Consider the following 10,864-nt stretch of genomic DNA (forward strand, 5'->3'; position numbering starts at 1 on the left):
ATCGAAGCCTTGAACGCAAAGCTCCGGCGAGCGGTCAAAATCCGAGGCCATTTTCCGACCGACGAAGCCGCAACCAAGCTGATCTATCTCGTCTTGCGCGATGCCGCGGCCGAGTGGAAAATGCCCCCACGCGAATGGACCGAAGCCAAGTCCCAGTTCGCGATCATGTTCGAGGATCGCTTCATCACTCAATGAAGCTCAACCCGCCCCGGACACAAAAATTCAGACACTCCCCACGTGCTTCGAAATAGAACTTGGCGGTTAATGCCAAGAACTTGGCTGCGGTTAATATGGATTCGCGAGCGCCTGTCACACATGGTCCCGGCCTATGAAAGTCCCCGCCCCGCGCTTCATCATTGACGACGACCTGGACGGCCCGATCATTTACAACGACCCGGATACACCGAAGCCTATGTCGAAGGCATGGCGCCTGGCTTGCTTCTTGATAAGCTCCGTGTTGTTAGGGTGCGCCTTGGTAACATTCCTCGCTGTGGCCGATGGGCCGAAGCCTGGCCTAATGTTTATTGCCGCCTTCGGCTTTGCTATCGGCGGCGGCGTTTTATTGTCCTCAGCCCTGTTCCCCAATTTTTCCCTTGCCCGTGCAAGACGCGGTGCGGCCGAGAACTGATATCGTGGCGCAAAAGCTGGCAGACATCAGCGATCGGGAGTTGGATCGCTATTCCGACCCTCGAGCGCTGGTTTCGTATGGCCTGAGCATCCGGCTGGGTTCGCCCTGGTTAATGCGCCGCGCAGGCTTGCCGGCATCGCCTCCGCTTATTGGTTCGCGTGACCCGTGGAGGTGACCTGGTGCACCGACCTCCAGCCCGGGACGCTGATTGCGCCACTCTCGGTCAGCAGGTGCAGGGCAAAGCCGGGCTGAGGCGTGCCGATAAGCCGGCCGGCCACCATGTCGTCGATCCCCTGATGCCGGATCACAACGAGCCTGCCCTCAAGTGCCGCCAGATCGCGCTCCGGCTGGTTGTCAAAATTCAGGTCACCGGCCGCGGTCGAAAACACGCCCATCGCAAAACCTCCCTGATGCGAACGCCGTAACGAACGTCCGGCGGATGCAATCCTGCTTGGGCCAAGGCTGGGAGTAAAGAAGCCGATTTCGTAAGCGACGGGACCGCGAGGGAGGTCCGTGACCGCCCCGCCACGGAACGGGCTGCCGCCGGCGGCCGCGGGGAGGTGATGGAGCGGAGCCAGGCGCTCGGGAAAAAGGCCGGCGAGTGCGTCGAGACCAGCATTGACATTAAGCGTCCAGCGCGCCCCCCTCATCCGTAGGCTCGCACCAACCACCCCTCCCCTACCTTGAGCGACATGCGGCCAGCCGTAATGACCGGCCCCCGATGCCTGACGGCGCATGCTTCACACCCGGCTGCCCGCGTCGCAACACCCTTTTGCCTCAGCCGAAATTAGTCGAGCGCTATCTACCAGCCGCACTTGCCGCTTCGACCTTTGCCGCTTCGACCTTTGCCGCTTCGACCTTTTGAGCGGTTAGAATCTGCTGGGCAGCAGCAGCTGCTTCTTCGTCGCGACCTTCAACATGGACCGTCGGATGGGCGAACTTGATACCAGCCTGGTCGAACGCCGTCTTGAGGCGCAGAAGCGCTTTGCGACGCACGACCGCTTGTTGGCCTGGCCGGGTCGTCATCTTGAAACGAAGCTGGATGGCATAATCGCCGAACTGCTCGACCCCCTGCATCTTCATCGGCTCGATAATGTCAGGCGCTAAGTCGGGATCTTCGGCAAGCTCCTGACCGATTTTTTTGGAGATTTTCCGCGCCTTTTCCAGATCGCTATCGTAAGTGACATTGATCATGAACTTGTCGATGACCCAGTCTCGGCTCATGTTCTGAACCGCGCCGAGTTGTCCAAACGGCACGGTGAACACTGGACCACGGTGATGGCGCAAGCGGACCGAACGGAGTGAGAATGACTCCACTGTTCCCCTGAAGCTGCCGCTTTGGATGTATTCGCCGACGCGAAATGCATCGTCGAGTAGGTAGAACATGCCGCTGATAATGTCTTTGACCAGGGATTGAGCGCCAAAACCAATGGCGACGCCCAAGACGCCGGCTCCAGCGATCAGGGGGCCGATTTCGAGCCCGAGCGCAGCAAGCGCCGTCAAGCTCGCCATCACCGCGATAACCACAAGCAGGATATTGCGGAAGATGGGCAGCAGCGTGCGAAGTCGCGCCCGACGGATGGCCTCGTCGGAACCGGAAATGATGCTCTCCGTTGGATCAGCGAGGGCGCCGTCCACGGAAACCTTGACGATTTGCCATAGAAAATCGGCCAGGAGAAGAATGACGACGCTTGCCAGCGCACCGCGCAGCAGGCGCATCGGCAGGCTGTCCTGGCTCGTAAGACCGACCAGGTCAACCTGCCAAATATGAGCGAGCCAAAGCGTAGCGGCGCTGAGAATGATCAGCCGCACCCCGCGCTCAAGGCACACCTCAAGGATATTGTGCCTGATCGGCACCAGCCCACCGGTCTCGGTCGGCCTCAGGAGGTGACTGACTGCGTTCCTTCCAATGGAGATGGCTTTGGGCAGCAGAAGCACGAAAACGGCAATCCAGAACATGCCCAGAAGGCCGGAAACCCAGAGAAGCCACAAGACCACAGCATAAGCTGACATGGCGACGCTCTTCGCAATTCTGCCGGATCCAGCCGTGGAGCTGCTATCGCCTTCCGGTCTGTTCCAAATGGCTTCCAGACCAATTGTCAGAAGGCCAAGTCCGAGGAGATAAGCTGCCGCGAAACGGAAATCTCGAGGAAAGCCCAGATCGATCAGAATGCCAACAATCGACCACCCAAATGCGAAGTAGCTGACAAACAAGCCAATGCGCCGCCGCCAGTAGATGGCGTCCTTCGGCTTAACTGGAACTATCTGATGATCCGACCAGGCGCCGTGCGTGTTCCGCGGTGGAAACAAAGCGAAATCCAGCAAAGACCGAGTAGCCCGCGTGACGAGCACGGCCACGAGAAGGGCGAGCATGATCTGCTTCAGGATCGGTGGCCATGCGAACAGCAGGAACGCGCCGAGGCTGCCTGCAGCGAAGATTGCGATTCCGGCAACCAGGGTGGCCAGGCGCAATCCCGCGGTGCGGAATCGTTCCTCAACGGAAAGGACGGGTTTCCTCTCTAGCAAGGCGCGGTAGCGGGCGCTCATGCGGCGATACAATTGCTCGGAACCGACACCGAGAGTGAGAAAGGTCGAAATCATCAGAGCAAGCCGGGCAGCGCTTGTCGTTGCCAGCTCATTTTTCAATAAGCCGGCGGCCCGCGCGAGTTGCGTCGGCAACTGAGGGACTGCGGCGGCGATGGAACCGATATGGTTGCGTACGCTGGTGAGCCGTGTCGCAAGTCGGCTGGACAGGGGCGGCTCGGGAGTTGCTATTGCTGTGGGCAGTGCGGCTGGACTGGCCTCGCCGGATTGCTGGATCCAGCGTCGCACGCTCGGCTCATCGAGCAGGCGCAACAATTCCTTGGCCTGTGGTGGAGGGCTTTCTCCTTGCCCCTGTGCACGGGCGCCAGATATTCCCCAGGTGGCAAGGACGCACCAAATTAATATCAGAAAGCTGCGCATCTGTCCCCCAAGGCAAAGCTGATCAAAGAGTTCAATTCCACCGGATAAGTAGACCGGTGGTGGGCAATTCTGCACTAGAATCGCTGTTAGCAGATCGGCGTGCTACTGGGCAGATGCAACGCGAAACGGTCAGCCGAATGGAATGCCGGTTCGCATATACCCTGACGGATGTCTCATTGTTTTAGCATCATTACCGCGACACCCGCGGCGCGCTGTTGGGTTGGCGCGGAGGTCACGCACGATCCGGACACAGACAAGTAAACTTGCGCGGAACGGCTGGGCCAACCAACGCCCTAGCTTTGCGAAAGGCCAAGGCAGGATCTTCGGCGCAATGCGTCGATAACAGGACATTTCTATCGTGTCGGGAGCGCCGCATAATAGGCAGAGAGCGCAGCGATTTCGGCTGTCGTCATCGCACGCGCCATATAGCGCATCTCCTTGTGCTGACGCTTTCCCGACCGGAACGCCATTATCTGATTGAAGAGGTAGCGTTCATTCTGCCCGGCCAAGTGAGGGACTTCGCTATCCCGTGCGATGCCGTCGTCGCCATGACATGCAGCGCATTGCTCCACCGCGGAGCGCCTTGGTTCGGCGAGTGCTGGAGCGGCGACCAACGCCATTGCCAAGGTCAGTCGAAGAATCACTCTCCTGGCTCCCCGCTCGTTCCATCCGCCGAACCGGCCGCGATGAGATGCTCGGCAGTCGCAATCGCTCGAGTCCGCGCTTCCGGCCAGACCATCGCAGCGAGCAGCGCCGGCACCCACGGCGGCACAGGCAACTCATCATTCAGCCACTCGTGCACACGCTTGATCCGGCCGCCGCAGAACAGTCCCGCGAACCGCTCCGGGCTCAAATCGACCTCATTCAGCCCGAACTGGAACTGAGCACCATCGATATGTGCAGCCTTGGTTTTGGAGAGCTGGATTTGCAGCTTGCGCGCCATGTCAGTGCTTGCCCCTCGTGCCGTCCGTACGCTTCGCCCGCCCACATTTTCGGGAATGAATTCTATGCCCCAAAGAAGCAGCACCATGCAGGCCGGGTCCATCCGGGCATAGCTCTCGCACCCCACGAGGGGAAGTTGGTAGCGCCGCAGATCTTCTGGCCCGGCCCGGTTGGAGAGCGCCGAGAAACATGGCGAACTCGTAGACCTGCCGAACGTCGTCGCGCTGTGCTCACCGAACCCGCGGATGGTCATCCCGTCCATCATCCGCTGGCGCTGCGGACGGGCGGCAAGCCCGGGCATGTGGCTCTCCAAAGATCAGGGGGAAACGACCCCACAATCCTCGGTTGCAACGCCCTCACGCGAGAACGGGTTGGTCCACTGGTGCTATCCGGAGAGGCACTCCTGGCGATCACTGTACCCGCCTTGGTTCGTGGGCGAAGGCGCTAAGGCCGAGCCATTGTTGCATCGAGCTGGCAAGCGTCGGATTGCCGTCGATCTCCAGCTGTCCGCAGTCCGACTCCTTCTTGATCGTCGTCAGTCCCATCCAGATCGCCGTCATTGTTCGCAAGGAACTCGTGACGAGGAGATCTAACTGATGACCGGGATCGAAATTGCAGAGGTCGACCGTTCCGCCGTCCACCACCAACCACCAGCTCTTTTGCGCCCCTGGCAGCTCTGGGTACAGAAACTGTATCGTGTAGCGGCGTTCAGGCAATAGCTTGGCGTTGAGGCTCCGTCGCATGTCCCACATCAGGAGCGACGGGTCGAGGTTCTTCAATGAGAGCCGCGACTCCATCCAGCGCTGTGCCCAGTTGCCGAGGCCCATGATCAAAGATCTCAGTTCCTCGCCCGCCTCAGACAAGTGATACTCAACCGAGCCGTTTGCTTTGCGCAACACGGTGATCACCTGGGCTCGCTCCAGCTCCTTCAGGCGCTTGGACAGCAGCGCCGGCGACATTCTCGGCACGCCGCGCCGTAGGTCATTGAACCGGGTGCAGCCGCAAAGGAGTTCGCGCACCACCAATGTCGTCCAGCGACTGCACAGGATCTCCGACGCCATCGACACCGGGCAGAATTGGCCATAGCCGCCGCGCTCGTCCATTTCGAACCCCGCTGTTCTCCTGACGAATGGTACCAAAGCAGCTTCATCCCAAAAGCGACACCAGTACAGTTGCTGAACTGGACCCTCACGGCTTCAACTCCGATCCTTCAGCGTCACAGGAACGGAGGACGCCATGCCGACGAACGTCGCTTCGAAAGTTCAAGCCATCTCAGCTATCGAAAACTCCGGCGTTTGCGCCGACGGTATCGTGGAAACCGCGCACCATCTTTCGCGGAAGCTCGCCGAACGCGCGGCCGAAGTCGACCAGAACGACAGTTTTGTCGGCGAGAACTACACCCTGCTGAAGGAGGCTGGTCTGGTGGAAGCAGGCGTCCCTCGGGAACTCGGCGGCCGCGGCGCCGAAATATCCGAGCTCGCCGAGATGCTGCGCGTGCTCGCGCGTGCGTGCGGGTTCCACCGCACTCGCCTTTTCCATGAACACGCATCAGGTCGCCATACCTGCCTGGCGCTGGCGTCACTAGAAGGTGGCCGCCGTCGAGCCTCTCTTGAAGAGGGTCGCGAATGAGAAAATTATCCTTCTCTCGTCAGGCGGCTCGGACTGGATCGGCGGCTCGGGGAAGGCTGTGAAGGTCGCCGACGGCTACCGGATCACGGCCCGGAAGGTCTTCACCTCCGGCGCCGAGGCCGGCGACATTCTAATGACCGGCGCGATTCACGAGGGGGAAGATGGCAGTCGCTCTGTCATTCATTTCGGCGCGCCGATGAACTCCGCTGCTGTAAGCATTGAGAACACTTGGCGCACGCTTGGGATGCGCGGCACTGCCTCGAACGACGTCGTGATCGACAACCTCTTCATTCCCGACGCGAACGTCGCCTTCTCGCGCAAGGCCGGCGAGTGGCATCCGGTCTTCCAGACGATCGCAACGATTGCCTTCCCGCTGATCTACGCCGTCTATCTCGGAGTTGCAGAAAGCGCCCGCGATCTCGCCGTCGAGATCGCGAAAGAGAAGCCAGCACCGGACCTATCCCTCGCTGGCCGCATGGACACCGAATTGCGCGCCGCGCAGCTGGCGCACCGTTGGACGCTTGACACGGTCGCGCGCAACGCCCCGTCCGCCGAGACGGTGAATGAAGTCATGATAGGGCGCAATCTTGTCGCCCGGCATGCGATCGCAACCGTCGACCTGGCCATGGAGCTAGCGGGCGGTGCATCGTTCTATCGTGTGAGAGGACTCGAACGCCGCTTTCGCGACATACAGGGCGCACGCTTTCACCCTCTACAGGCCGGTCCTCAGGCTCGCTATGCCGGAGCGATGGCATTAGGCCTGCGGACAGAGGCGATTTTCTGACGGATTAGACGCTGAAGAGGCGCCCTGAATACCATACCGCACCAGAACGCACTGAGCGGAAGCGGCTTCTCAAGCTTCCGTTAAATGCAGGGGGCCGCCTGCGCGAGTTCGAATCGCCGCTGCCCTTCCCGACGCCGCTGGATCAAAAGCTCGGCGGGACTGGCCAAGGCGAAGGTGCGCGGCCGCCGCAAGGTCGATGCCGCGTTCACTCTGGCGCGGGCCGTTTACAACCTGATCCGCCTGCCCAAGCTTCTGGCGGCCCCGGCATGATCAAGGGCAAGTGGCGGATCGTCGAGATGGCTGTGTGGGATACCGTTCCTCGACATGATGGAGCGGGCCTACATCCTCTTCGCAGGCATGACAGGCGGCGAGTTCGCCTTCGGCTGCGTCGCCGGCCAGCTTCGCTGCCGCGAGATCGGTCCGATCGTTATGATACTGCCGAGATGGCATCCTGCGCCAGATTAATTGCACACCAGTGTGAAAAAACCCCGTAGAGGCCGTTGCGGAGCCTCTACGGGGGTTCCCCAGCCGGAAACGTAACCCATGGGAGAGCTGGGTTATCGGGAAGCCTTGGAGGGCTCCTGCCGTCGAAGCGTCTCAGGGGAGGTGGCGCAATGCCCCATGGTGCTCACGAAAGGCAGTTTCGTCAAGTAAGGACAAGATTAGCCAACGCTAATTCGTGCCTGGCTCCGTCGGAAGAAACATTTGGCTGCGTTGATCTCAGGGCCGCGCGTGGCGGCGATGAAGAGGCTAAGGCTTTTCGTCGCGGAAATACCGTCGGTCATCATGTGCGCGACGGTCGCGGCCGTGACCTCATCGAGCGCCCTGCACCAGCCTGGCGGCGCGGTCTCGATGGCGTCATGAGCGCGCATCGCTTTGAGGGCGGCCTCCACCGGCTCGGTCGCAATTCCGGAAATTGGACGGGAAGAGCGGCGCCCGTGGGCCCAGACCAGGCAGCGAGCGTTTCGAATTGCTCGGCAATTGACGGGCCCGGCTTGTAGGCAAATCTCGCCGGTCTTTTGCGCATCATGTGGACCACCTCGATGCCGGACAGGATCGCCTCGGCGCTCCCCACCAAGCCGAGCAATGGAACGGATGCGGCGCTTGATGCGCCGATGATCCCGTTCGATCCGATTGTTGAGGTATCGGCTCTTGAGGAAATGCGGAGTGAGGAAGGCGCTTCGACAGATCAGCTGCTACCTGCCGACAGAAAGGCCGATAGCTGCGCTCGCCCCGCCGGATCTTCCCGCTTCGCCTGCGTCCTGCACATCAGCCACAAGCGGCAGCCACCTCCTCCGACGCCCCCATGGCGCCGTCGAGATGCGAATATGCGAGCTGGCGGAGATGGTGGGGTGCAAGTGAGCCGTCCCAGTGGATCGAATTGCTCTCAATCATTTTGTCGAGCGTTAATCTGTTGGCATCAGCATGCTCGCCATGAGCGATTACCGTAAATGCCGAGCCTTCTTGGTTGAGGCGTTCCTCGCCCTTGATAACGATAGTCTCGAAGACGAGCGGCTGTGCCGCGCCATCGAACTTCTGCTTGATGCGGTGGCCCTCACTGAACGGGATGCGCGGCCGTCGAATATCGTGCGACTTCTGCCTCGATCGAACGTTTCAAAGACACTTCAGGCTCGAATGCCGGGAACGTAACGACTCGCACATCAGGAATCGTAGCTGCCGGCTCGTGCGGCGAGACGACCGTCCGGACTGGCACCCTGGACGGCCTTCAGGTCGGGGGCGGGAATGAGGCGGCAGGTGTAACAGGCTGCCGACGCGGTATCGCAATACTCAAACTCACAAGCTTACGACGGTGAGGCCCCCGAGAAGGTAATTTGCGCGGTCACGGCTTTTTCAGGAGAACCGTGTTCACCCAGCCCCAAGGCTGCTCATCCCCGACCTCTATCCATCTTCCGTCTCGTCTGAAAACGCTGACGATCGCTCCTTTCGGCGCGACCCGCAGGGATGCAGAGGATCGCACAGGTCCTGATCGGACGTTGGCATGCTGGAGGAGAACGAGCCGCTCACGTGGCTGAGCTTGATTCGTCGAGAGGGCTCCGACCTGTGGAGCCGTAGCGACAGGCCTCACTGGCGCGACCGAGATTTGGGTTGAGGGGAGGCCGGCTATGCGCGCTTCCGCCGGGTTCGAGCGGAGGGCGGCGATGATCGGGGGCGAGGTCGGAGGCTGTTGGCGCCACGAAGACGCCAAAATGGGTGCGACAGCGAGCGCGACAGGAATGAGGATGAGTTCATAAGCGCCGCTGACCCGTTGGAGTTCTGGCAGGGGTTTCTCGAACTCCGGGGCGGGTGTAGATCGCATCGCAGGCGGCGGAGCGTCGCCGGGTTGTGAATTAGCGGCCTGACGGATCAGGGCCGATTTGAAAGCCGCGAGCGCATCGGCAAACCGAAATGCCGCTTCGCAGTTGCTTGCCAAAAATACCTCATGGAGCCCCTTTCCGCTGGTGATGGTGATCTGGCCATATTTGGCGATCGGAAGCTGGTCGTTGAGCCGTCCATCGGGTGATCGATCCTTGCTGGAATTGGCCGATACATGGTCGATCACCTGCGCGTCCGCGGGAACGGCTTCACTTTCGATGAACGGGACATCTGTCGCTTCGACAAAGACGTCACGGAAATCGATCACGGCGTAATCGCTGGCGCCTTTTGAGCGCATCAGGACGAAGCCGCCGAAGATATCGAGATTGTCTCCGTTTGCGTTCTCGAGGCGGACCCCAGGAGAGCCTGAGATAATTCCATCCAAGATGGGATGCAGCCGAACCTGGTATCGTGTGACGGCCGACGAAGAAGTGGGTCTCTCCTTGGCCCGTTCGTCCTCGCTCGACGAGGCTACGTCCCAGAGATAGTCGGAGCGAGCCAAGGCAGCATGGGAGTACTCCACTTCGACCCAAGTGCTCCAGACATCCTCATCGAGTTCGATCTCAATCCTGATTTCGCTGGCAGAGAGCGCAGACAGCACTTTCCTGGCTTCGATCTCCGTCTCTTCAAAGGCCCAGCGGAGCTTTGGGATTGATGACTTCGGGAACCATCTGAGCGGGGGTTGTTCGCGCCGGCATAACTTCCTCCAGGCCGACTTGCGGCTTCTGAGCGCTGCCCGGTAATCCGATTGGAGGGCCGCCTTCTGATGAGCCGCATCATTGATCAAGTCCTTTAGGCCCTGAAGATCCGAACTTGTCAGCTGCGCGCCCCCCTTGCTGTGTATCTCGCGGGGACGTTGGAACTCGGACGGTCGGGCTTCGAGTGTCAGGGAACTGTCGAGAGGTCCGGTGGTGGTCCCGCGTACAGCCGCGGAAACGCTGATGCCGGTTTTGCTGAAGGTCAGCCGAACACCAGGAAACGTACGCACTGAATGACCGAAGCGGAACCTCATAGGTGAGCGCCCCAACAAAACGTGACTGGCAGGTTACGGTATCAGGCGGCGCTGGTCAGTTCACGACGCCGACATCTCGCAACTCAACACCATGGGTTGAGGAGCCGAGGCGAAGATCGCGATGTCGACACTGTTCCCGAGACAATGTCGGAGGCGGACTACGGAGCGGTTGGCACCAGCGTCGAGGCGCACGCCAAGCCGCATGGCTGGCATCATGGCCAGTCGCATCACGCCATGTATCGCTATGGCCTCCGCCGCCATTATGGCTGGAATCGCGGCCATCACCGCGGCTGGTACAAGCATCACCGTCACCACGCCAACTACGGCGGCTGTCGGAGGCTGTGTGAAAAGAGCCGAGTCGGCTAGGATTCCTGGAGGTGATGCTCCGGGAGCTTAGATGAAGCGCTTCGTTGAGAGTGAAGACCGTCGGCAGGGTGTCCTGCTTCCCGAGTATCTTGACGACTACGTGTCGGAGAACAATCCGGTTCGGGTGATCGACGTCTTCGTTGATGAATTGGACCTGGGCCAACTG

Annotated in this window: 9 protein-coding genes and 3 pseudogenes; 5 read left to right on the plus strand and 7 right to left on the minus strand. The window is 60.6% G+C overall.

The window, feature by feature from the left end:
* Together AC1DW9_RS35305 and AC1DW9_RS35310 are read left to right on the plus strand one after the other, a co-directional pair.
* Positions 1-195 (plus strand): transposase (locus AC1DW9_RS35305; RefSeq protein WP_476855350.1); only part of this gene is annotated, 195 nt, incomplete at its 5' end.
* Positions 196-328: 133 nt separating this feature from the next.
* Positions 329-628 carry a hypothetical protein gene (locus AC1DW9_RS35310; protein WP_441508771.1) on the plus strand — a complete coding sequence of 100 codons (300 nt, stop codon included), beginning with the start codon at positions 329-331 and terminating at the stop codon, positions 626-628.
* Between the two features lie 146 nt (positions 629-774).
* On the opposite strand, the gene AC1DW9_RS35315 is transcribed toward AC1DW9_RS35310, so the two are convergent.
* The 5 genes from AC1DW9_RS35315 to AC1DW9_RS35335 form a co-directional block, all read right to left on the minus strand.
* Positions 775-1,023, minus strand: a complete 249-nt coding sequence (locus tag AC1DW9_RS35315) for a hypothetical protein (protein WP_476777504.1) — start codon at positions 1,021-1,023, stop codon at positions 775-777.
* Positions 1,024-1,426: 403 nt separating this feature from the next.
* Positions 1,427-3,592, minus strand: a complete 2,166-nt coding sequence (locus AC1DW9_RS35320) for a mechanosensitive ion channel family protein (protein ID WP_476777505.1) — start codon at positions 3,590-3,592, stop codon at positions 1,427-1,429.
* Between the two features lie 353 nt (positions 3,593-3,945).
* On the minus strand, positions 3,946-4,212 hold the full coding sequence (locus AC1DW9_RS35325) for a c-type cytochrome (RefSeq protein ID WP_476770278.1): 267 nt from the start codon (positions 4,210-4,212) through the stop codon (positions 3,946-3,948).
* A 20-nt stretch (positions 4,213-4,232) separates the two neighbouring features.
* Positions 4,233-4,835, minus strand: a complete 603-nt coding sequence (locus tag AC1DW9_RS35330) for a hypothetical protein (RefSeq protein WP_441508767.1) — start codon at positions 4,833-4,835, stop codon at positions 4,233-4,235.
* Between the two features lie 109 nt (positions 4,836-4,944).
* The gene (locus AC1DW9_RS35335) at positions 4,945-5,637 is read right to left on the minus strand and encodes a winged helix-turn-helix transcriptional regulator (protein WP_476833177.1); all 693 of its coding nucleotides are present in this window, start codon (positions 5,635-5,637) and stop codon (positions 4,945-4,947) included.
* Between the two features lie 133 nt (positions 5,638-5,770).
* On the opposite strand from AC1DW9_RS35335, the pseudogene AC1DW9_RS35340 reads away from it, so the two are divergent.
* A pseudogene (locus AC1DW9_RS35340) lies at positions 5,771-6,947 on the plus strand (acyl-CoA dehydrogenase family protein).
* 138 nt (positions 6,948-7,085) lie between these two features.
* A pseudogene (locus AC1DW9_RS35345) lies at positions 7,086-7,217 on the plus strand (IS5/IS1182 family transposase); the annotation flags it as partial.
* Between the two features lie 682 nt (positions 7,218-7,899).
* Here AC1DW9_RS35345 and AC1DW9_RS35350 read toward each other — a convergent pair.
* Positions 7,900-8,101, minus strand: a pseudogene (locus tag AC1DW9_RS35350) (DDE-type integrase/transposase/recombinase); the annotation flags it as partial.
* 280 nt (positions 8,102-8,381) lie between these two features.
* Here AC1DW9_RS35350 and AC1DW9_RS35355 point away from each other — a divergent pair.
* Complete coding sequence (locus AC1DW9_RS35355) at positions 8,382-8,597, plus strand: hypothetical protein (RefSeq protein WP_441508765.1); 216 nt, start codon at positions 8,382-8,384, stop codon at positions 8,595-8,597.
* 190 nt (positions 8,598-8,787) lie between these two features.
* Here the strand turns inward: AC1DW9_RS35355 and AC1DW9_RS35360 are convergent, their stop codons facing one another.
* A complete protein-coding gene (locus AC1DW9_RS35360) occupies positions 8,788-10,332 on the minus strand; it encodes a DUF4236 domain-containing protein (RefSeq protein WP_476777501.1) in 1,545 nt (514 codons plus the stop codon).
* Positions 10,333-10,864 lie beyond the last annotated feature (532 nt).

It is taken from the genome of Allobosea sp. P4_E12, assembly GCF_056401655.1.

Excerpts from the sequence above, each read along its gene's own strand:
- AC1DW9_RS35310 (WP_441508771.1), top strand. The coding sequence starts at position 329 with ATGAAAGTCCCCGCCCCGCGCTTCATCATTGACGACGACCTGGACGGC.
- AC1DW9_RS35315 (WP_476777504.1), bottom strand. The coding sequence starts at position 1,023 with ATGGGCGTGTTTTCGACCGCGGCCGGTGACCTGAATTTTGACAACCAG.
- AC1DW9_RS35320 (WP_476777505.1), bottom strand. The coding sequence starts at position 3,592 with ATGCGCAGCTTTCTGATATTAATTTGGTGCGTCCTTGCCACCTGGGGA.
- AC1DW9_RS35325 (WP_476770278.1), bottom strand. The coding sequence starts at position 4,212 with ATGGCGTTGGTCGCCGCTCCAGCACTCGCCGAACCAAGGCGCTCCGCG.
- AC1DW9_RS35330 (WP_441508767.1), bottom strand. The coding sequence starts at position 4,835 with ATGCCCGGGCTTGCCGCCCGTCCGCAGCGCCAGCGGATGATGGACGGG.
- AC1DW9_RS35335 (WP_476833177.1), bottom strand. The coding sequence starts at position 5,637 with ATGGACGAGCGCGGCGGCTATGGCCAATTCTGCCCGGTGTCGATGGCG.
- AC1DW9_RS35355 (WP_441508765.1), top strand. The coding sequence starts at position 8,382 with ATGAGCGATTACCGTAAATGCCGAGCCTTCTTGGTTGAGGCGTTCCTC.
- AC1DW9_RS35360 (WP_476777501.1), bottom strand. The coding sequence starts at position 10,332 with ATGAGGTTCCGCTTCGGTCATTCAGTGCGTACGTTTCCTGGTGTTCGG.